We start from the raw sequence: 20715 nt of genomic DNA, 5'->3' as shown, positions 1-20715 counted from the left end.
CCGGTGTCCCCCACCTTCGACGTGATCGTGATCGGCCTCGGCGGCATGGGCAGTGCCGCCGCGCACCACCTGTCCGCGCGCGGGGCCCGCGTCCTCGGCCTGGAGAAGTTCGGCCCGGTGCACAACCGCGGCTCCAGCCACGGCGGTTCCCGCATCACCCGCCAGTCCTACTTCGAGGACCCCGCGTACGTGCCGCTGCTGCTGCGCGCGTACGAGCTCTACGACCGCCTCGAACACGACACCGGCCGCGCCGTCGCGACCCTGTGCGGCGGCGTGATGCTCGGCCGGCCGGACAGCCGCACCGTCTCCGGTTCCCGCCTCTCCGCCGAACAGTGGGGCCTGCCGCACGAGATGCTCGACGCCAGGGAGATCCGCCGCCGCTTCCCCACCCTCACCCCACGGGATGACGAGGTGGCCCTCTACGAAGCACGGGCGGGTCTCGTCCGCCCCGAGAACACCGTGGCCGCGCACCTTCAGCTGGCCGCGCGGCAGGGAGCCGACCTGCACTTCCAGGAACCGATGACGCGCTGGGAGCCGTACCGGGACGGGGTGCGCGTGCACACCGCCGAGAACACCTACACCGCGGGCCGGCTGGTGATCTGTCCGGGTGCCTGGGCCCCCGGGCTCCTGACCGATCTCGGCGTGCCGTTCACCATCGAGCGGCAGGTCATGTACTGGTTCCGGCCGACCGGCGGCGAGCGCCCCTTCGCCGCGGAGAACCACCCGGTCTACATCTGGGAGGACGCGGAGGGCGTCCAGGTGTACGGCTTCCCCGCCATCGACGGGCCCGGCCTCGGCGCGAAGGTCGCCTTCTTCCGCAAGGGCACGCCCTGCACTCCGGAGACCATCGAACGGACCGTCCACGAGCGGGAGGTCGCCGCCATGGCCGAGCAGGTGGGGCGGCTCATCCCGGACCTGCCCGGCCACTTCCTCAAGGCCGCCACCTGCATGTACTCCAACAGCCCCGACGAGCACTTCGTCATCACCCGCCATCCGGCCCACCCCGGATCGGTCACCGTCGCGGCCGGATTCTCCGGGCACGGCTTCAAGTTCGTACCGGTGGTCGGGGAGATCCTCGCCGACCTGGCGCTCGACGGCGTCACCGGGCATCCCATCGACCTCTTCGACCCCAGCCGCCTCACCGCCACGCCCGCCTGAGGGGTGCGAGAGCCGCCCGAGGCGTACGAGATCCGCTTGAGGAGTACGAGAACCGTGACGACGACCCCCTTGCCGCCGAGTCTCATCGCGACCCTCCCCGGCCGCTACTACACCGACCCGGAGATCTTCCGGCAGGAGCAGGAACGCGTCTTCGAAGCGCTCTGGTTCTGTGCGGTGCGCGCCGCCGACCTCGACCGGCCGGGCGCGTTCCGCACCGTGCAGGTCGGCCGCGAGAGCATCCTCGTCACCCGCTCGCGCACCGGTGAGCTGCGGGCCTTCCTCAACGTCTGCAGGCACCGCGGCGCGCGCCTGTGCACCGAGGAGTCGGGACAGGTGCGCCGCGCCCTCCAATGCCCGTACCACGCCTGGACGTACGACCTGGAGGGACGGCTCGTCGCCGCGCCCGACCTGGTGACCATGGAGGGCGTGGACCGCACGGCGTACGGCCTGGTGAAGGTGGCCCTGCGGGAGTGGCTCGGCTACGCCTGGGTGTGCCTGGCCGACGAACCGCCCTCCTTCGAGGAGACCGTCATGGGCGCCGCGGTCGAACGGCTCGGTGACGCCGCCTCCATCGAGCGCTACGGCACGGAGAAGCTCGCGCTCGGCAGACGCGTCAGCTACGACGTGCGCGCCAACTGGAAGCTGATCGTCGAGAACTTCATGGAGTGCTACCACTGCGCGACCATCCACCCTGAACTGACCGACGTCCTGCCGGAGTTCGCCGACGGGTTCGCCGCGCAGTACTACGTGGGGCACGGCGCCGCGTTCGGCGAGGACGTCGGCGGGTTCACGGTGGACGGCAGCGCGGGCTTCGGCCGGCTCCCCGAGGTCCGCGACGACCAGGACCGCCGCTACTACGCGATCACCGTGAAGCCGACGGTGTTCGTCAACCTCGTCCCCGACCACGTGATCCTGCACCGGATGTTCCCGATGGCCGAGGACCGCACGGTGGTCGAGTGCGACTGGCTGTACGCACCCGACGTCGTCGCGTCCGGCGCCGACCTGACGCACTCCGTGGAGCTCTTCCACCGCGTCAACGCACAGGACTTCGCGGCCTGCGAGCGCACCCAGCCCGCGATGGCGTCACGCGCCTACCGCGCGGGCGGGGTGCTCGTGCCGACCGAGCACCACATCGGGCTCTTCCACGAGTGGCTGACCGAACAGCTCGCTACGTAGTGACCGGGTCCGCCTGAGGGGTGGGGCGCTTGTACATCCGGGTCGCGGTGATCTCGCCGTGCACCGTCTCGCCGTCCGGGTCCTGCTGCGGCAGGCCCGGCCGCAGGTGCTCCTCGACGCTGATGTACTTCAGGCCCGCCCGCAGGTCCGCGTCGTTCCGCAGGCGGATGACCAGCGGGAACTCGGCGAGCGCGGTGGTGTCGAAGAGACCGGTCGTGTAGAGCAGCTGCACGCCGAGCGCGTCGGAGACGGCCCGCTGGAGCTCCAGGAGGTACGTCGCGTTGGCCCGGCCGATGGGGTTGTCGAGGAAGAGCGTGCCGGCGTGCCGGTGCTTGTCGCGGCCCCGGTCGTTGCTGCGCAGCGCGGCCATCGTGCAGTACAGGGCGATGGCCGCGGTCAGCAGCTGGCCGCCGGAGAACACGTCGCCCATCTGTCCGACCGGGACGCGCTCGGCGCGCAGCACGGCGTCCGGCTTGAGGATCTCGACGGCGATGCCGCGCGGCTCCAGGGCGGCCTGGACCCCGCGCAGCAGCAGGGTCATTCCGTCGCGCCGCATGTCGGAGTTCTTCTTCACGGCGGCGCGGGTGGCCTCGTCGATGACCTCGCCGAGCCGCTCGACGAGGGTGGCCTGGTCGGGCTCGTCGAAGCGGACCCGCAGGAACTCCTGGCCCGACCACTCCCCGAGCCCCTCGGGCAGGCGGGAGAGGCGCTGGGCGGACCTCAGGGTCGCGAGGGCGGACTCGACGAGGCCGCGGAGGCGGTCGACGATGCTGTCGCGGTTGCGCTCCAGCTGCTCCAGCTCGTCGGTGAGGACGCGAAGCCGGGGCGCGAACGCGTCGGCCCACTTCTTGGCGTGCTCGGGGAGCGCCGAGGCGGGCAGCTCGCGGATCTGCTGGCGGGCGGGGGTGCGCACCTGCTCGTACCGGGTCGAGTTCGCGTGGCGCACGAGGATGTCGCTCGCCTCGCGGACGGCGGACTCGGCCGTCGACAGGTCGGCGGCGCAGCCGCGCAGGGAGCGGCGGGCCTCCGCGGCGGAGTGGCGGGCCTCTTCGAGGGAGCCGGGGTAGCTCTCGGGGGTCTCTTCGGGCTCCTCCTCCTGGTGCTCGCGCAGGAGGTCCCGGAGCAGGGCGGCGGTCTCCTCGAAACCGCCGGCCGCGTCCTCGGTGGCGCGGTGGGTGTGCAGCAGGGCGGCGTGGGCCTCCTTGGCGCGGCTCAGCGCCTCGGTGTGCGCGGCCAGTTCGCCGGTGGCGGTGCGCAGGAGCGCCTGGGCCTGCTCGGCGTCGGCGGGGACGAGCTCATCGGGGAGCTCGGTGTGGGCACCGCCGTCCTCGGGGGCGAGCCGCTCGGCCTCGCCGCGCAGCCGGCCGAGCGTCTCGCTGGCGGTGGCGGCGCGGGCCTCGAGCAGCTGGACCTGGGCCTCCGCGCGCGCGGCGGCGGCCTGCCGGGACGGGCCGTCGGAGCCGTCGGTGCCTTCGAGGAGCAGGGCCGCGCGGGTGCGGACCTTGTTGCTGAGCCGGTCGAGCTCGGCGAGGGCGGCGCTCTCGTCGCTCTCGGCGTGGGCCTGCTCGGCGCGCAGGTCGGCGCCGACGCCCACCTTCTCGTAGAGCTGGGAGGCCGCGCGGTAGGCCTCGCGCAGGGCGGGCAGCGACGCCTTCGGGGTGTCGCTCTCCTCCGGTACGTCCTCGGGGGCGCCGGCGATCTCGGCGCGCTCGGCACGCAGCGCGCGGGCGGTGCGGCGGGCGTCGTCGGCGGCGCGCTGGGCGGCGCGCCGGTCCTCGTCGGCGGCGCGGGCACGGTCCAGGCAGGTCTGGGCGCGGGCCTCGGACTCGACGGCGTCGTCGGCCAGTTCGCGCAGCTTGACCTGCCAGCCTGCCCGCTCCCTGAGCCGGAAGGCGAGGCCCGCGAGGGCGTCGGCGGCGCGCCGGGCGCGCTGGGCGGCCTCCTGGCGCTCGTCACGCACGCGTGCCGCCTCACCCGCCGCCTCGTCGGCCTCGGCGCGCGCGGTGCGGGCCTCGGCGAGCTCGGCCTCGGCCTCCTCGGCGAAGGCGCGCGCCTGCGCGGCCGCGGTGGCGAGCTCGTCGAGGCGGCCGCTCGGGCAGCCGCTCCGCCAGGAGGCGAGTCGCGCGGCGAGCTCGCGGTCCTTGGCGAGCCGGACGGCGAGCGCCCTGATCTCCTCGTCGCGCTGTGCGGCCCGTGCGCGCAGCGCCTGGCGCTCCTCGTCGGCGGCGTGCTCGTCGTGCATGGCCGGGTTCGGCGGTACGAGGAAGACGCCGCTGTCCGTGCTCTGCTCGCCCGGGGTGGGCGCGAGGAGGGCGGCGGCGGTGCCCACGGCCACGGCGGAGCGGGGCAGCAGTGCGGCGTCCGCGAGGGCCTCGCGGGCGCGTGCGTGCGTGTCGGGCTCGGTGATGACCACGCCGTCGACCAGCTCGGGGCGGGCGGCGAGCACGCGCGCGTGGTCGGCGGGGTCGACGGCCTGGGCCAGATAGCGCCAGCCCGGCAGGGCGGGGATGCCGTGCTCGCCGAGGAACTCGACGGTGGCGAGGACGTCGGGGCCCGGCGGAAGGAGGCCGCCGTCGCCGAGGGCGCCGAGGATGCGGGAGTCGTCGGCGGCGGCGGTGCGCAGGTCGAACAGCTGCCGCTCGGCGGAGGCGACGCCGTCCTCGAGGAGGGCCCGCAGGTCGTCCGCCGAGCGGTTGAGCTCCGCGACGGTGAGGGCGCCGTCCGCGCCGGTCCCGGCGGGCTCGGCACCCCGGCGGGGCCGCGGCACCCCGCCGTCCCCGGCCGGCAGGCTCAGGAGCTCGGCCAGCCGCTGGTCCCCGGCGATGGACTCGGCGGCGCGGCGCTCCGCGTCGTGGGCGGCCTCGGCGGCGGCCGCGGCGTCCGAGGCGCGGGCCGCGGTCAGCTCGGCGCGGGCCTCGGCGGCGGCCGTCTCCTTGGCGTGGTCGGCGGCCCGGCGGGCGGCCTCGCGGGCGGTGTCCCAGGCGGCGACGGTGGTCTTCTCGGCGTCGCTCGCGGCGAGGGCGGCGCGGGCCGGGTCGGCGTCGGGGGCGGTGTCGTCGAGCCAGCCCGCGCGGACGGCCTCCGCGGTCTCCTGCTCGACCTCGGCGAGGCGCTGCTTGAGGTGTCCCGCCTCGCTGCGGGCGCGCTGTGCCTCGGTGGCGGCCGCGGTGGCGTCGCGGTGCGCGGTCTCGCCGGTCTCCTGGAGGGCGGCGGAGCGCTCCTCCTCCTCGTTCGCGTGGTTCTCCGCGCCTTCGGCGGCGGTGTGCAGGGCGCGCACCAGGTCCGAGGCGGCCTGCGCGCGGGCGGCGAGCGCGGGGGCCGCGTCGCGCTCGGCCTCGCGGATCGCGACGGCCACGCGCGCGGAGCGGTCGGCGGCGGCGCGGTGCCGCAGGACGGCTTCGGCGGCCTGCCAGGCGGAGTGCAGGGTGCGCGCGTCGGCGAGCTCGCGGCGCTGCGCGGCGGCGGCCTTCTCGGCGACGGTGAGCGCCAAGGAGGCGTTGCGGTAGGCCAGTTCGGCGGAGATCAGGGCGCTCTTGCCGCGCGCCTGTTCGGCCTCGGTGACGGTGTGGGCGGCGCCGGTGACCCGCTCGGCGAGTTCGGCGGCGCGGCCGCGCTCCTCGACGGCGCGCGCGGAGAGCCTGCGCGCCAGGGTCCTCGTGCGGCGCTCGGCTCCCGCGTGCACGTCACGCGCGCGTGCCCGGGCGTCGGCGGCGTCGACGATGCGGCCGAGCAGGTCGACGGAGCCCGCGGTGAAGTCCCGTTCGGCGATCAGTTCGGCGCGGCGGCCGAGCTTGTTGCCGAAGTTGTGGACGAGGTCGGCGAGGCCGTCGGTGTCGCGGGTGTCGGTGACGGCACGCAGCAGCAGGTCGGTGAAGTCGGAGTCCTTCTTGACGGCGAAGAGGCCCGCGGCCTCGCCTTCGTCGGCGTTCATCTCCCGCTGGTAGCGGAAGAGTTCGGGGTCGAGACCGAGGTCGCCGAGGTGTTCGTTCCAGCGGTCGTGGATCTCTTCCCAGTGCACTTCGAGGTGGGGGTAGGCCTTCACCGCCTCGGTCATGGCGTCGCGGAAGCCCTTCATGGTGCGCCGCCGGCCCTGCGCGCCCGAGGCGCCCTCCACCGAGGGACGCACGGCGGTGGACTCGGCGACGGGCAGCGAGTCCAGGCTCAGGCCGGGACCCGGCCGGAAGGAGTACCAGGCCTCGGCGAACTTGCGCGGGTCGTTGGAGACCTGCCGCCCGCGCCACTCGCTGACCTTGCCGACGACGACGCACTCGCCGGTCAGGGTGTGCTGCCACTCCAGGGCGACGTGCCCGCAGTCGTCGGCGAGCAGGAACTTGCGCAGCACGCCGGAGCTGGCGCCGCCGAGGGTGTTGCGGTGGCCCGGCAGCATCACCGAGAAGATCAGCTTGAGGAGGACGGACTTGCCGCCGCCGTTCTCCAGGAAGAGCACTCCGGCGGGCGCGGGGCGGCGCGGCGGGCCGACCGGCTCGTCCTCGAAGAACTCCGCCTGGGTGGGCGCGGGGTCGGGCACCTCCGCGCCGACGCCGCGCAGGTCGAGCACCGTGTCGGCGTAGCGCGCACCGGCCGGACCGATGGAGTAGAGGCGGACCCGGGACAGCTCGTACATGGCGGCGGACTCTCGTCGTAAGTCGTGCGGAACGGCAGGAAGTGGTGGGGCGGGGCGGGGTCAGGAGTGGAACGGCAGCCCCGCGTCGGCGGCCAGCTCCAGGTCGTCGGGGTCTTCGGGGGGCAGCAGCGTGGCCGAGCCGTCCGTGACCGGCACGACGCCGAGCTCCAGGAGCTCCGCCATGGCCGCGCTGCCCGCCATGTCGCGGACCTGGAGCTGATAGCGGGCGGTGGTGCGGTACGTGCCTCCGGAGTCGTCGCCGGTGCGCTGCAGGAAGCCGGACTCGGTGAGGAAGGCGGCGGCCTTGCCGACGATGCCGGTGGTCGAGCCGGCCAGGCGGCGGGCGTCCTTGGTGGCGCCGGTCGAGCTGCGGCGGGCCCAGATCCGCCAGGCGGCTTCGAGGCCCGGGGCGTCGGTCGCGGGGTCGGTGTTCTCGCCGTGTTCCTCGGCGCGCTCCTCCAGGCGGTGGCAGGCCTGGCGGACGAACGCGTCGACGCCGTTGACCGTGACCCTCCCGACATAGCCGTCGTCGGCGAGGTCCTCGGGGCGCGGGAACGCCATGGCGGCGACGGCGAGGTGGGCGAGGCCGTGCAGGAAGCGGTCGGTGGAGTCGGTCGCTGCGCGGCGGGCGTAGTCGCCCATGCGGACGGCGAAGACGGAGTCCTCCTCGGCGGTGACGGCCATCCCCGCGCGCGGGGACACCTCCAGGACGACGAGCCCGAGTCCGGTGGCGACGGCGTCGGCGAGCCGGGCGAAGGGCGGGTCCTCGCGGTAGCGGCGGAGCAGTTCGGCGTACTCCTGGTCGCGGGCGGGCTGCAGCTTGGGCTGCAGCCCGAAGGAGACGAGCCGCGCGGCGTCGGCGGCGTCGGCCGGGGTGACGGGCGCGGGGGCGGCGGGCGCCGCCGTGGAGTCCGGCTCGCCCCACGCGGCGTGCTCTGCGGGGTGGTCGGTCACGGCGTGTGCTCCTTGTGGGGGTGGTGCGGGTGCGCGCCGGTGCGGCGCGTGCGGGTCTCGGTGATGGTCATGCCGCTTCCGTCCGGCCTGCCGCCATGCCGACGGCGTCCAGGAGGGCCGTGCCGACGATGAGGTCGGCGCCGCCGAACTCCTCGTCGTCGAGCTCGGTGCCGTCGTCGACGGCGAAGAGGAGCCTCTCCTCGCCCTGACGGTAGGCGGTGCCGACCGGCGGGCTGGCCGCGTGCACGGCCAACAGGGCGACCAGGTAGGGCAGTTCGGGGTCGCGTCGGCGGGCGTCGGCGAGGAGGCCGGAGAGCCGGCGCGGCGCGTCGGCGGGCAGGTCGAGCAGGTCCATGGCGCTCGCGAGCTGTTCCTCGCTGAAGCGGCTGTCGTCCGGGGTGGCGATGAGCTCGGGCTCGGGCATCTCCGCGCCGAGGTGCTCGCGCTCCATGGGCGGCGTGAGCAGTATGTCGACGAGGTCGCCCACCCGCACGGAGACGGGCGTGCGCAGCCCGGTGCCGCGCGCGAAGAAGGCGTCCGTCACGCGGGTCGCCTGCTCGGCGGGGAGCGGCAGGAGGGGCGCGACCAGCTGGCCGTACAGGTCGAGGCCCGAGCGCGCGGTGGGGGCGGCGAAGGCCTGCCGGTCCTGCTCGGCGCGGAACAGCGGACCGGCTTCCAGGAGTCGGGACTGGAGCTGCGTGTGGCGGCGGATGCAGTCCTTGACGATGTCGACCAGCTCGGCGGCGCGGCGCTTCTGCTCGGGGTCCTCGGACTCGTCGCGGGCCTTGCGGATGTTGGTCAGGATGGCGTTCTCGTGGCGGTAGCGGTCGGCGACGTGGTCGAGCGCCTCCGCGATCATGTCGGGGACGGCCCGCAGCCAGTCCACCGCGCGGACGTTGCGCCGGGTCGCGTCGAGGGCCTTGCGCAGGGTCTCCGAGTACTGCACGGTGCGGTAGCGCGCCTGCTCCGCGGCGAGCTGGGCGTCGGCGAGCCGGCCGCGGCTGATCAGGACCTCCAGCTTCACCTCGGCGGCGATCTGGGCGCTGGTGACGTCGGTGTCCAGGGCGCCGACCAGGACGTTGACCGCTTCGTCGGTCGTGCGCAGGTAGACACCGCCGCCGTAGCCCGCGACCTCTTCCAGGAGCTTGAAGTCGTAGTCCCTGCGGACATAGGTGCCGTCGGGGGCGAAGGTGCCGTACACCGCGCGGAAGCCGCGGTCGACGCTCCCCACGTTGATCAGGTTCTCCAGAACCCAGCGGGCCACCCGCTCGTGCTCGGCGGCCGGGCGCCGGGGGGCCTGGGCGGCGACGCGCGGGAGCAGCCTGGCGACGATCTGCTCGTGGTCGGCGCCGGTGTCGAAGTCCATGTTCAGGGTGACGAGGTCGATGGCGGACAGGGCCACCTCCGCCATCGCGTACACCGTGTACTCGCCCGCGAGGTTGGTCTTGCGCACGTCGAGGTCGTGCAGCGGAGCCGTGCAGGCGAGCGCGCGCAGGCGGCGCGCCAGGCCCTCGTCGGCGGCCGGGCCCAGAGCGGGCCGCGGCCCCGTGCTGAGCTGGGGCGGAGCGGTGTCCGTAACGGCAGGCGAAGTCACGGTGCACAGACTAGGTCCTCGGTCTGACAACGGTCGAAACGGCGCAGAAGCGACCGGCTCAGCCGCCCGCGCCGACGCGGCGCCCGTACACCTCGACGAGGCCGTCGAGCGAGTCCTCGAGGTAGTCGGCGAGCAGCTGCTCGGCCTGCACGGCGTCTCCGGCCCGCAGGGCGGCGAGGATCTGCTTGTTGCGTTCGAGGTAGGGCGCGTGGAGGCGGCGCGGGTCGTCCACCACGTGGAAGGCCAGGCGCAGTTCGGCGAGGACGCTGCGCATGAGCTCGTCGGTGCGGGCGCTCCCGGCGAGGGCGACGAGTTCCCGGTGGAAGTGGATGTTGGCGGTGGAGACGCCCCGCCACTCCTTGCCGGCGGCCGCGCGGACGCCGGCCGCGACGGCGTCCGCCACCGCGTCGAGGGCGAACGGCGGCTCCCCGAGACCGCGCACGACCGCGCACTCCACGATCCTGCGCGTGCGGTAGATGTCCCGTACGTCCTCCACCGTGAGGATGCGTACGAAGACGCCGCGATTGAGCTGGTGCTCCAGGAGCCGTTCGTGCGTGAGCAGCCTGAAGGCCTCCCGCAGGGTGTTGCGGGAGACGCCGAGCGCCCCGCCGATGCTGTCTTCGGAGAGCCGTGTCCCGGGGGGGAAGTAACCCTCGGCGATGCGGCTCCGGAGGATGTCCGCGACCCGCTCGGCCGTACTGGTGCGCCCCAGAAGCGCACGGTCGTCGGCCAGTCCGCTCACGTCAGCCATCCCCTCAGCCGGCTCCCTGGCCGGCCCCTCAGCCATGCCCGGATTCAATCGCAGAGCGAAGAACGAGACAACACAGGTATTGAGGGATCGTTCAACGATCCTCTACCTTGGCGGGCACGGCTCGTTCCCACGGCTCGTTGCGACGGTCCGGAAACGCACGCTCCAGCACCCCCCGTCCCTCATCTGCGAGGTGCCCATGAGCACGACCCCACCACCCCGAACCGCTCCGGCCGACCCCCGCCCCGCCCAGGGCGGACTGCCCGACGACAGCGGCGCGTTCGGCTGGCTGCGCGCCCTCGGGCCGCGCGGCCGCCGTGCCTTCGGCGGCGCCTTCGGGGGCTACGCCCTCGACTCGTACGACTACTTCACGCTGCCGCTGAGCATGGTGGCGCTCTCCGCGTACTTCGGCCTGAACAGCGGTCAGACGGGCCTCTTCACCACCGTCACGCTCGTCGTCTCCGCCGTGGGCGGCGCCGTCGCGGGCGTGGTCGCCGACCGGATCGGCCGCGTCAAGGCACTGATGATCACGGTCGTCACGTACGCGGTCTTCACCGTCGCCTGCGGTTTCGCGCCCAACTACGAGACCCTGCTGGTCTTCCGTGCCCTCCAGGGGCTCGGGTTCGGCGGCGAGTGGGCGGTCGGCGCGATCCTCGTCGCCGAGTACGCCACCGCCAAGAACCGGGGCCGGACCCTGGGCGCGATCCAGAGCGCCTGGGCCGTGGGCTGGGGACTCGCGGTGATCGTCTACACGATGGTGTTCCAGTTCCTGGACGACGACGTCGCCTGGCGCGTGATGTTCTGGACCGGCGCGCTGCCCGCGCTCCTCGTGATCTACGTCCGCCGCAACGTGCACGACGCCCCGGAAGCCGCCGCGCAACGGCACGAGAGCTCCGACCAGGGGTCGTTCACGGCCATCTTCAAGCCGGGACTGCTGCGCGTCACGCTCTTCGCGGTGCTCCTGTCCACGGGTGTGCAGGGCGGCTACTACACGCTGGCCACCTGGGTGCCCACGTACCTGAAGGACGAACGGGGTCTGACGGTCGTCGGCACCGGCGGCTACCTGACCTTCCTGATCTCCGGCGCCTTCATCGGTTACCTCACCGGCGGCTACCTCACCGACAAGCTCGGCCGGAAGCGGAACATCACGCTCTTCGCGTTCCTCTCCGCGGCCAGCGTCCTCGCCTACACGAACATCCCGGACGGCGCCAACGGCCTTCTCCTCGTGCTCGGTTTCCCGCTGGGCTTCTGCATGTCGGCGATCTTCAGCGGCTTCGGCTCGTTCCTCAGCGAGCTCTATCCGGCCGCCGTGCGCGGCACGGGCCAGGGCTTCACGTACAACACGGGCCGCGCGGTCGGCGCCGTCTTCCCCACCATGGTGGGCTTCCTCGCCGACAGCTGGGGCGTCGGTGGCGCGCTCGTCTTCGGAGCGGTCGGGTACGGCCTCGCCGTCATCGCGCTGCTCGGCCTCCCCGAGACCCGGGGGAGGGAGCTCCTGTGAGCCGCGGCGCCGAAGAGGCCCGCGCGGCGTTCCGTTCGGGCGAGACGAGCCCCACCGCCGGCCGGGCGGCAGGCTTCGCCCAGGCCAACCTCATCTCCGTGCCCGCCGACTGGGCCTACGAGATGCTGCTCTTCTGTCAGCGCAACCCGAAGCCCTGCCCGGTCCTCGACGTCACGGACGCGGGCTCCTGGACCACACCGCTCGCCCCCGGCGCCGACCTCCGCACGGACCTGCCGCTCTACCGCGTGTGGGAGCACGGCGAGCTGACCGACGAGCCCACGGACGTCCTCGGCCACTGGCGTGAGGACCTGGTGACGTTCCTCATCGGCTGCAGCTTCACCTTCGAGTGGGCGCTCGCCGACGCCGGTGTCCCGCTGCGCCACATCGAGCAGGGCCGCAACGTCCCGATGTACGTGACCGCGCGCCCCTGCCGCTCCGCGGGCCGCCTGCACGGCCCCATGGTGGTGTCGATGCGTCCCGTACCGCCGCGCCATCTCTCCGACGCCATCAGGGAGTCCGCCCTGATGCCCGCCGTGCACGGCGGCCCGGTGCACTGCGGCGACCCCGCCGGGCTCGGCATCGAGGACCTGGACCGCCCCGACTTCGGCGACGCGGTGACCGCCGAAGCGGACGACATCCCGGTGTTCTGGGCCTGCGGGGTGACGCCCCAGGCCGCGGTGATGGCGTCGCGGCCGCCGTTCGCCCTCACGCACGCGCCCGGCCGGATGTTCCTCACCGACGCCCGGGACGAGCAGTACCGCGTGGTCTGACCGCCCGGCCACCAGAACCCCAGGAGACCCCCAGCACATGAGCACCACCTCGATCGACCTCAACGCCGACCTCGGCGAGGGCTTCGGCCGCTGGCACCTGACCGACGACGACGCGCTGCTGTCCGTCGTCACCAGCGCCAACGTGGCCTGCGGGTTCCACGCCGGGGACGCCGTGACCATGCGCCGGGTGTGCGAGCGCGCCGCCGAACGCGGCGTGCGCGTCGGCGCGCAGGTCTCCTACCGTGACCTGGCGGGGTTCGGACGGCGCGCCATGGAGGTGCCGGCCGCGGAGCTGGCCGCCGAAGTGGCGTACCAGATCGGCGCCCTGGAGGTGTTCGCACGCGCGGCGGGCACGCGCGTGTCGTACGTCAAGCCGCACGGAGCGCTCTACAACCGCGTCGTCCACGACGAGGAGCAGGCCCGCGCGGTCGTCGACGGCGTGCTGCTCGCCGACGCCTCGCTGCCCCTCCTGGGGCTGCCCGGATCGCGCCTCCTGGAGAGGGCCGACGAGGCCGGACTCCCGGTCGTCACCGAGGCGTTCGCGGACCGCGCCTACACCGACGAGGGCACCTTGGTTCCACGGACCCACCCTGGAGCGGTCGTCATCGACCCGGACGCCGTCGTCGCGCGGTCCGTCGGAATGGCCCGCTCCGGCGTCGCCACCTCCCACGGGGGCCGTGAGATCGCGGTCCGCGCGCGGTCGCTGTGTCTGCACGGCGACACTCCCGGGGCGGTGGGCCTGGCCCGCCGGGTGCGCGCCGAGCTGGAGGGCGCGGGCGTGCGGGTGGAGGCCTTCGCGTGAGGGTCCTGCCCGTCGGCGACCGTGCCCTGCTCGTCGAACTCGCCGACGGCGCCGAGGCCCAGGCGCTCCACGCCGAACTGCTGCGCCGCCGCGCGACGGGCGCCCTGCGGGTACGCGAGATCGTCCCCGCCGCCCGCACCGTGCTCCTCGACGGCCTCGACGAACCGGGCCGCACCGGGGCGGAGCTGCCCGCCTGGGAGATCCCGCCGCTGCCCCCGCGCGCGGGCGCCGTCCTGGAGATCCCGGTGCGCTACGACGGTCCGGACCTCGCGGACGTGGCGGCGCACTGGGGCGTGCCGGTGGCCGAGGTGGCGCGCATCCACGCGGCCGCCGAATTCCGCGTGGCCTTCTGCGGGTTCGCGCCCGGCTTCGGCTATCTGACCGGGCTGCCGGAGCGCTACGGAGCACCGCGCCGGGACACGCCCCGCACTTCGGTACCGGCGGGCAGCGTCGCCCTGGCCGGGCCGTACACGGGCGTCTATCCGCGCGCTTCGCCCGGCGGCTGGCAGCTGATCGGCTCGACGGACGTCGTCCTGTGGGACCACGCGCGCGTGCCCGCCGCGCTGCTCTCCCCGGGCGTACGCGTCCGCTTCGTACCGGAGGCCCGATGACCGACCGAGCCTTCGCCGTCGTGCGGGCCGGGGCGCTGACCACCGTGCAGGACCTCGGGCGCCCCGGGCACGCCCACCTCGGGGTGCCGCGCTCGGGCGCCCTCGACCCGCCCACCGCACGCCTGGTCAACCGCCTGGTCGGCAATCCGCCCGGCGCCGCCGTCCTGGAGACCACCCTCGACGGCTGTGCCCTGCGCCCGCGTCGTCCGGTGACGGTCGCGGTCGGCGGCGCGCCCTGCCCCGTGACGGTGGCGGGCCGCCCCGCACCCTGGGGAGCCCCGGTCCGCGTGCCCGCGGGAGCACTCCTGGAGATCGGCGCCGCGCTCCGCGGAGTACGGTGCTACGTCGCCTTCGACGGTGGCGTGGCCGTGGAGCCGGTGCTCGGCAGCCGCTCGTCGGACCTGTTGTCCGGGCTCGGACCGCCCCCGCTCGTGGACGGGGCGGTGCTCCCCCTGGGGAGCCCCAGCGGCACGTACACGCGCGTGGACACCGTTCCGCAGCCCGGGCCGCCCCGTGAGCTGGTGCTGCGGGTGTCGCTCGGGCCGCGTGCCGACTGGTTCACGCCGACGGCGCTGCGCACGCTCACCACGCGCGCGTACCGGGTGTCTGCGGCGAGCAACCGCATCGGCCTGCGCACCGAGGGCCCCGCCCTGGAGCGGGCCGGGGAAGGCGAACTGCCCAGCGAGGGGATGGTCCTCGGCGCCGTCCAGGTGCCGCCGGACGGCAGGCCCGTCGTCTTCCTCGCCGACCACCCGACCACCGGGGGCTATCCGGTGGTCGCGGTCGTGCGGGAGGCGGACCTGGCCGCGGCGGCCCAGGCCCGCCCGGGCACGCCGCTCCGCTTCGTCGCCGCGGGCCCGCGGTGAACCGGCGGCCCCGGCCGGGAGCGTATGACCGGTCCGCGGGCTCGCCCGGTCCTACCCGGATCTACACGGGCGCGTCCGGACCGATCCTGCTGCGCACCGCGGTCTGTACCTCGTCCTCCTCGGCGGGGTCGGCGGCGAGCCTGCGGAGCCGGTTGACCACCCGGGCGTCACCGGTCTCCGCGTGCCGTGCGGCGACCTCGCGGGTGGACTCCTCGCAGTCCCACAGGCACTCGACGGCGAAGCCGGCGGCGAAGGAGGGGTCGGTGGCGGCGAGCGCGCGGGCGGCGCGGCCACGGAGGTGGGAGGAGGCGGTCTCGCGGTAGACGTGCCGCAGCACGGGGGCGGCGCAGGCGATGCCGAGACGTCCCGCGCCGTCGACGAGGGTCCACAGCGTCGGCGCGTCGGGCCCCTCGCCGCGGACGGCTTCGCGGAGGGCGGCCAGGACCAGCTTGCTGTCCTGCGCGCCGCCCCGGCAGGCGAGCATGCGCCCGGCGGCGGCCCCCAGGGCGTCGGGGCGGTAGGCCCAGCTCCGGGCCCGCTCGACGGTGGCGACGCTCCGCATCCGCTCGAAGGCGTCGATCGCGGCTTCGGACACCGCAGCGGACGGGCCTTCCGCGGCGAACTCGATGAGGTCGAGGGCGGCGGGGTCGTGGGTGTCGGCGAGATAGCGCAGGGCGGTGCCGCGCGCTCCGTCCGAACCGCTGCGGGCGGCCTCGATGATCTCGGGCCGGTCGTCGGGACCGGCGACGGCGGTCAGGCAGCGGGCGGCGGGCACGTACAGCACGACGCCCCGTTCGAGCCCTTCCTGCGCCCAGTCGAAGACGGCCTGGACGCTCCATCCGGGACGTGGTCCGGAGGGCCGCATCTGGCGCTGCCAGCGGTCGAAGGAGCCCTGTTCACGGGCGGCGCGCACCCGGGCGCCGATGTCCGCGCGCGGGTCCTCCTCCCAGAGGCGCCAGGGCCGGGGTTCGTAGGCGTCGCGGACGGCGGCGGCCAGTTCGGCCTCGCCCTCCGCGTCGGGGGCGAAGCGGGCGAGCACGGGGGCGGCGAGGGCGCGCAGGCCCGCGTCGTCGTCGCGCAGCGCCAGCTCGTCGAGGGCCCACGCCCAGTTCGAGCCGAACGCCGCGTACCTCCGCAGCAGCTCCAGGGCGTCCTGCCTGCCGTACGAGGCGAGGTGCCCGAGGACGGCCAGGGCGAGGCCGGTGCGCGAGTCGTCCGTGTTCAGGACGTCCTCGGCATCGAAGAGGTGCCGCTCGATCTCGCCGAGCGCACCGTGCAGGTCGAGGTAGAGACGGGCGTAGTAGAGCGAGCGGTTCTCCACCTGCCAGTCGTGGCGGGGATCACTCAGCACGCAGTGGTCGAGGGCGGCGAGCGCCTCGGAACGCGGGGCGGTGAGCGCGTGCAGCGTGCCGTCGCCGCGGCCCCTCTGCAGCAGGCCGAGCAGCGTACCGCTGGGCGCTATGACCGGATCGAACATGGGAAACAGCCTCACATCAAGCGTCGACGCAACCGGGAATCACGCATTACCTGGCCGTGCGCCAACACGTCGGGCCGCCCGCCGTCATTTGCTTGTCGAAGACCATCTTCCTCTGCCTCTCGTCCATGGCCCAGGGGTTCCCGGACGGGAGGTCCGGGGGCGGGCCGCTCACGGGCCACGCGGTGCGGCACCATCTGCCCCGCCGTCGCGTCCGTGAATCACGTCGTCATGATGACCCGGCGGTCAGCTCCGCCGCGACCACATTTCCAGCGCCCCCGTTGCTGCTGGTCAGGTACCCGGTTCAGGCGGCCCCGAACAGCTGGAGCAGCTCCGCCTTTCCGAACATCCGGGCGGTGTCGACCGCCGACGGCGTCCCCGCGGCCGGATCCGCGCCGCCGTCCAGGAGGGCCCGGACCACCTCGTCCTCGCCCTTGAAGACCGCACCGGCGAGCGGCGTCTGCCCGCGGTCGTTGGCGCGGTTGGTGTCCGCGCCGCGCTCCACGAGGGAACGGACCGCACCGGCGTGCCCGTGGTAGGCCGCCAGCATCACCAGTGAGTCGCCGCTGTCGTTCGTGAGGTTCGCCGGGACGCCCGCGTCGACGTAGGCGGCGAGCGCCGCGGCGTCCCCCTGGCGGGCCAGATCGAAGATCTTGGTCGCCAGCTCCACGACCTCGGGGTCGGGGGCTTCGCTCATGGGGGCGTCCGCCTTTCTGGGTGCGCTGCCGGTGCAGCCGTACGAGTGAATCGACAGGGTACTGCCCCGGTGGACACATGACGCGGCCCACCCGAGGCAAAGATCACGGCGGGAGCGGGGGCCGCGATGACCGGCTCCCATCCAACCCGTAAGGGGTACGCCATTCAGGCGAAATCCCCATTAATTAACCCATTTGCACCTTTTATCGTATGGATACATGCTGTGAACCTGGAAGAACTCACGGTGACTGTCCCCACCAACCAGGAGAACCGTCATGATCCTTTCCATCTCGGGCGTCGTGCTGCTCGGAATCATCGTCTTCCTCTTCTTCCGCAAGGACGGACTCAAGGCGTCGCACGCGGTGGTCTGCGCGCTCTTCGGCTTCTTCATGGCGGGCACCGCCATCGCCCCGAGCATCAAGGCCGGCAGCGCGAGCCTGGCGAGCCTCCTGGGCGGGATCAAGTTCTGACACCCGCTTTTCGTCCGCACCTCCAGGAGACAGACGTGGCAAGGCGCCCCCTCCCCCGCATTCTGAGCAACGGCACCGCATCCATCGCCCGGAGCCGGGAGCTGGCACGGTCGGCCGCCGACAACGCCACCGACGTCCTCCACCCGCTGATCACGATCGCTCGGGGACTGCGCCGGCTGGCGGCCGCCGGCCGGCGCAGATGGACCGACACCCCCAAGGACAAGCGCGGTCCCCTGCTGTTCCTGGTGGCCTCCGTGATCCTGGTCGTGGCGCTCGTCCCCTACGGGCCGCTGCTCGCCGCCGCCTCCCTGATGGCGGCGGCCGCGTGGACGGGCCGCGAGCGCACCGCTCCGGAGCCGGACGGCCCGGACGAGACGCAGGTCCAGCGGTTGCAGTCCCTCTACGAAGCACTCGTCCCGTACTTCTCCGTCCCCGAGGACCCGGCCCCGCTCTTCGCGTACGGCGGCGAATGGGACAAGGCCCTCGGCGACTACGAGTTCGACGACACGGGCCGGATCTCCCGGCTCGTGGTGCGCTACCCCGCGTACTTCACGGACGGCGAGGCCGAGTCCCGCGCGCGGATCGAACAGTTGCTGCACGCCAAGTCGGGCCGCGGCCGCGAATACCACTTCGCGTGGGACGAGGAGAGCAACCAGCTCACCGTCTCGGTGCTGCCGCCGCTGCCCACCGACATCGCCGCCCAGCGCTTCGTTACCGCCCCCGGAGAGACCGTCCTCGGGTTCACCGACGAGACCGGCGTCCAGCGCACCCTGCCGGTGACCGACGGCACGGAGCAGCGCGACGTGCCCCCCGTCGTCTGGCGCACCGGAACCCGCTCCACCGAGCCCCATCTGCTCATCGCGGGCCAGCCGGGCAGCGGCACGACGACACTGCTGCGCTCCATCGCCCTGCAGGCCCTGCAGTACGGCGACATCCTCATCGTCGAGGGCAGCGGCACCGGGGACTACGCCTGTCTGACCGGCCGCGGCGGGGTCCTCGCCGTCGAGTGCGGGCTCACCGGCGCCCTCGCCAGTCTCGAATGGGCGGCGCACGAGACCGAACGGCGGCTCATCTCGGCGAACCGCGCCCGGCAGGCGGGCCACCCGCCGCCGGAGGACACCAAGCGCCCCCTGTGGCTCCTCCTCGACCGTCCGAGCGCCTTCGGCCACCTCGCCGCGGCCGACGGACGCAGGGACCCCCAGTCACTGCTGCAGGTCCCGCTGCGGCACGGCAGGGCGGCCAATGTGACGGTCGTGGTGGCGGACCAGCTGGACAACCTGGAAGCGCTGAGCGACGCCGTGCACCAGCACACACGCGCGCGCGTGCTGCTCGGGCCCGCCGCCATCGACCAGTTGGAGGAGGTCCTCGGGGCGCCGCCGCACACGACCCCCGCGTCGGACGTCCCGCCGGGCCGCGGCTACGCGCGCCTCGGCACGGGGCAGGTGCACCGCCTCCAGGTGCCCGCGACCCCCGACCCGTACGACGACGCGACCAGCGAGGCGCACCGCCAGGCGGTCCTTGAGCTCCTGCCCGAGCCCATCACCCCGCCGGACGCGGCGGACACCATGGCTACGGAGCCCCTTCCCGAGGCCACGGAGGCGGAGCCGGTCCCCGCGGACACGGTCCCGCGGTCCGCGGAGGCGGAGCCCGTACCGGCGGAGGGCTGAACGTCAGCAGACACCCGTCACCAGGGGGCAGGCCTCACGCCACAAAGGGATGTGTGACCTGCGCCCCCGCACCCGCGCCCGTCTCCACCAGGCGGGCCGCCGCGGCCAACCGCGCCGCCGCCTCGTCGGCCACCGCTCCCCCGACGGTGAACGGCAGCCGCACATACCCCTCGAAGGCGCCGTCCACGCCGAAGCGCGGCCCCGACGGAACCCGCACTCCCACCCGCTCGCCCACCTCCGCGAGCCGCGACCCGGAGAGACCCCCGGTGCGCACCCACAGGGTCAGGCCACCCCTGGGCACCTCGAACTCCCAGTCGGGCAGCTCGCGGCGGACGGCCGCGACCAGCGCGTCGCGGTTCTCCTTGGCCTGCTCCCTGCGCACGTCCACGGCGGCCTGCCAACCACCGGTGTTCAGGAGCCAGTTCACGGCGAGCTGTTCGAGGACCGGGGTGCCGAGGTCGGCGTACGCACGCGCCGCGACGAGGCTGCGGATCACGTCGGGCGCGGCCCGCACCCAGCCGATGCGCATCCCCGCCCAGAACGCCTTGCTCGCCGAGCCGACCGTGATGACGGTGGAGCCCGCCGGATCGAACCCGCAGACGGGCCGCGGCATGGCGAGGTCCTCGTCGAGCCCGAGTTCACTCATGGTCTCGTCGACGACGAGCACCGTGCCCGCCGAACGCGCCGCCTCCACGAGCTGCCTGCGCTGGTCCTCGTCGGCGAGTGCGCCCGTGGGGTTGTGGAAGTCCGCGACGACGTAGGCGAGCCGGGGCGCCGCGTCGCGCAGGACCTGGCGCCAGCGGTCCATGTCCCAGCCCTGCAGCCCCTCGGCCATGGCGACGGGCACCAGACGGGCGCCCGCCTCCCGCATCAGCTGGAGGATGTTGGCGTACGAAGGGGACTCCACGGCGATGCGTTCGCCACGGCCCGCGAAGAGATGACAGATCGCGTCGATGGCACCCATCGCACCGGTGGTCACCATGATCTGTTCGGGCATGGTGGGGATCCCGCGCGCGGTGTAGCGCTCGGCGAGCATCTCTCGCAGCGCGGGCAGACCGGCGGGGTAGTCGCCGTGCGTGTGGGCGTACGGCGGGAGGGCTTCGAGGGCGCCCTGGACGGAACGGGTGAGCCAGGGCTCGGGCGCGGGCAGCGCGGCACAGCCCAGGTCGATCATGGAGCCGAGCGCCTCGGGCGGCAGCGGTTCGAGCCCGCGCGCGGGGAGGGGATTTCCGGCCGGGACAGCGGTCCAGCTGCCGGCTCCCCTGCGGGACTCCAGGAAGCCCTCGGTGCGCAGCGCCTCATAGGCGGCGGCCACCGTGGTGCGGCTGACGGCGAGGGCGAGGGCGAGTTCGCGCTCGGCGGGCAGCCGTGCGGCGACCGGGACACGGCCTTCGAGGACGAGGAGTCGGATGCCGTCGGCGAGGGCGCGGTAGGCGGGCGGTCGGCGGGTGCCGGTGCCCACGGGACGGTCCTGCTGGGAGGCGAGAAGGCGGGCGAGCTGTGTCGAACCCATCGCTGAAGTCCACTGAGCCATGACTCCCAGTCCACCTTCCCCGAATTGGCCATGGTTGCGGTCCTGTATCAAGCCACAGGGTGTCATGTGT

Annotated in this window: 16 protein-coding genes; 9 read left to right on the top strand and 7 right to left on the bottom strand. The window is 74.0% G+C overall.

Annotated elements, in window-relative coordinates; genetic code table 11:
* Positions 1 to 3: 3 nt before the first annotated feature.
* Both solA and ACZ69I_RS32995 read left to right on the top strand, forming a co-directional pair.
* Positions 4 to 1158 (top strand): N-methyl-L-tryptophan oxidase, encoded by a 1155-nt coding sequence (gene solA / locus ACZ69I_RS33000; RefSeq protein WP_470836260.1) that lies wholly within the window; start codon positions 4 to 6, stop codon positions 1156 to 1158.
* Positions 1159 to 1212: 54 nt separating this feature from the next.
* Complete coding sequence (locus tag ACZ69I_RS32995; protein WP_470836259.1) at positions 1213 to 2334, top strand: aromatic ring-hydroxylating oxygenase subunit alpha; 1122 nt, start codon at positions 1213 to 1215, stop codon at positions 2332 to 2334.
* Here the strand turns inward: ACZ69I_RS32995 and ACZ69I_RS32990 are convergent.
* The 4 genes from ACZ69I_RS32990 to ACZ69I_RS32975 form a co-directional block, all read right to left on the bottom strand.
* Entirely contained in the window at positions 2327 to 6958 is a 4632-nt protein-coding gene (locus ACZ69I_RS32990) for a hypothetical protein (protein ID WP_470836257.1), read from the bottom strand. The genes ACZ69I_RS32995 and ACZ69I_RS32990 overlap by 8 nt on opposite strands.
* A 60-nt stretch (positions 6959 to 7018) precedes the next feature.
* Positions 7019 to 7912, bottom strand: a complete 894-nt coding sequence (locus ACZ69I_RS32985; RefSeq protein WP_470836255.1) for a hypothetical protein — start codon at positions 7910 to 7912, stop codon at positions 7019 to 7021.
* A 67-nt stretch (positions 7913 to 7979) separates the two neighbouring features.
* Positions 7980 to 9506 carry a hypothetical protein gene (locus tag ACZ69I_RS32980; protein ID WP_470836254.1) on the bottom strand — a complete coding sequence of 509 codons (1527 nt, stop codon included), beginning with the start codon at positions 9504 to 9506 and terminating at the stop codon, positions 7980 to 7982.
* Positions 9507 to 9564: 58 nt separating this feature from the next.
* Entirely contained in the window at positions 9565 to 10257 is a 693-nt protein-coding gene (locus ACZ69I_RS32975) for a GntR family transcriptional regulator (protein WP_470836253.1), read from the bottom strand.
* 196 nt (positions 10258 to 10453) lie between these two features.
* Here ACZ69I_RS32975 and ACZ69I_RS32970 point away from each other — a divergent pair, with 196 nt between their 5' ends.
* The 5 genes from ACZ69I_RS32970 to ACZ69I_RS32950 are packed head-to-tail and all read left to right on the top strand — an operon-like array spanning position 10454 to position 14804.
* A complete protein-coding gene (locus ACZ69I_RS32970; protein WP_470836251.1) occupies positions 10454 to 11755 on the top strand; it encodes an MFS transporter in 1302 nt (433 codons plus the stop codon).
* Entirely contained in the window at positions 11752 to 12525 is a 774-nt protein-coding gene (locus tag ACZ69I_RS32965; protein WP_470836250.1) for a putative hydro-lyase, read from the top strand. The genes ACZ69I_RS32970 and ACZ69I_RS32965 overlap by 4 nt, the downstream gene beginning before the upstream one ends.
* Positions 12526 to 12562: 37 nt before the next feature.
* The gene (locus tag ACZ69I_RS32960; RefSeq protein WP_470836249.1) at positions 12563 to 13327 is read left to right on the top strand and encodes a LamB/YcsF family protein; all 765 of its coding nucleotides are present in this window, start codon (positions 12563 to 12565) and stop codon (positions 13325 to 13327) included.
* The gene (locus ACZ69I_RS32955; protein ID WP_470836247.1) at positions 13324 to 13938 is read left to right on the top strand and encodes a 5-oxoprolinase subunit B family protein; all 615 of its coding nucleotides are present in this window, start codon (positions 13324 to 13326) and stop codon (positions 13936 to 13938) included. The genes ACZ69I_RS32960 and ACZ69I_RS32955 overlap by 4 nt, the downstream gene beginning before the upstream one ends.
* Positions 13935 to 14804 carry a 5-oxoprolinase subunit C family protein gene (locus ACZ69I_RS32950; protein WP_470836246.1) on the top strand — a complete coding sequence of 290 codons (870 nt, stop codon included), beginning with the start codon at positions 13935 to 13937 and terminating at the stop codon, positions 14802 to 14804. The genes ACZ69I_RS32955 and ACZ69I_RS32950 overlap by 4 nt, the downstream gene beginning before the upstream one ends.
* A 61-nt stretch (positions 14805 to 14865) precedes the next feature.
* Here the strand turns inward: ACZ69I_RS32950 and ACZ69I_RS32945 are convergent, their stop codons facing one another.
* Positions 14866 to 16281: a HEAT repeat domain-containing protein gene (locus ACZ69I_RS32945; protein WP_470836244.1), complete on the bottom strand. Its 1416-nt coding sequence runs from the start codon at positions 16279 to 16281 to the stop codon at positions 14866 to 14868.
* 301 nt (positions 16282 to 16582) lie between these two features.
* Entirely contained in the window at positions 16583 to 16975 is a 393-nt protein-coding gene (locus ACZ69I_RS32940) for an ankyrin repeat domain-containing protein (RefSeq protein WP_467679572.1), read from the bottom strand.
* 274 nt (positions 16976 to 17249) lie between these two features.
* On the opposite strand from ACZ69I_RS32940, the gene ACZ69I_RS32935 reads away from it, so the two are divergent.
* Together ACZ69I_RS32935 and ACZ69I_RS32930 are read left to right on the top strand one after the other, a co-directional pair.
* Complete coding sequence (locus ACZ69I_RS32935) at positions 17250 to 17444, top strand: hypothetical protein (protein ID WP_160503705.1); 195 nt, start codon at positions 17250 to 17252, stop codon at positions 17442 to 17444.
* 35 nt (positions 17445 to 17479) lie between these two features.
* Positions 17480 to 19111, top strand: coding sequence for a hypothetical protein (locus ACZ69I_RS32930; protein WP_470836243.1), 1632 nt, complete (start codon positions 17480 to 17482; stop codon positions 19109 to 19111).
* A gap of 34 nt (positions 19112 to 19145) precedes the next feature.
* Here ACZ69I_RS32930 and ACZ69I_RS32925 read toward each other — a convergent pair whose 3' ends face one another.
* Positions 19146 to 20645 (bottom strand): SCO1417 family PLP biosynthesis transcription factor, encoded by a 1500-nt coding sequence (locus tag ACZ69I_RS32925; RefSeq protein ID WP_467679566.1) that lies wholly within the window; start codon positions 20643 to 20645, stop codon positions 19146 to 19148.
* Positions 20646 to 20715 lie beyond the last annotated feature (70 nt).

This window comes from Streptomyces sp. NPDC036815, assembly GCF_055609205.1.
Note: the sequence above shows the minus strand (reverse complement) of the source record. Positions and strands in the feature narration are given on the sequence as shown.

Bases quoted from the DNA above. Each gene is read 5' to 3' on its own strand.
- ACZ69I_RS32990 (WP_470836257.1), bottom strand. From the start codon at position 6,958: ATGTACGAGCTGTCCCGGGTCCGCCTCTACTCCATCGGTCCGGCCGGT.
- ACZ69I_RS32975 (WP_470836253.1), bottom strand. From the start codon at position 10,257: ATGGCTGACGTGAGCGGACTGGCCGACGACCGTGCGCTTCTGGGGCGC.
- ACZ69I_RS32970 (WP_470836251.1), top strand. From the start codon at position 10,454: ATGAGCACGACCCCACCACCCCGAACCGCTCCGGCCGACCCCCGCCCC.
- ACZ69I_RS32960 (WP_470836249.1), top strand. From the start codon at position 12,563: ATGAGCACCACCTCGATCGACCTCAACGCCGACCTCGGCGAGGGCTTC.
- ACZ69I_RS32950 (WP_470836246.1), top strand. From the start codon at position 13,935: ATGACCGACCGAGCCTTCGCCGTCGTGCGGGCCGGGGCGCTGACCACC.
- ACZ69I_RS32945 (WP_470836244.1), bottom strand. From the start codon at position 16,281: ATGTTCGATCCGGTCATAGCGCCCAGCGGTACGCTGCTCGGCCTGCTG.
- ACZ69I_RS32940 (WP_467679572.1), bottom strand. From the start codon at position 16,975: ATGAGCGAAGCCCCCGACCCCGAGGTCGTGGAGCTGGCGACCAAGATC.
- ACZ69I_RS32935 (WP_160503705.1), top strand. From the start codon at position 17,250: ATGATCCTTTCCATCTCGGGCGTCGTGCTGCTCGGAATCATCGTCTTC.
- ACZ69I_RS32925 (WP_467679566.1), bottom strand. From the start codon at position 20,645: ATGGCTCAGTGGACTTCAGCGATGGGTTCGACACAGCTCGCCCGCCTT.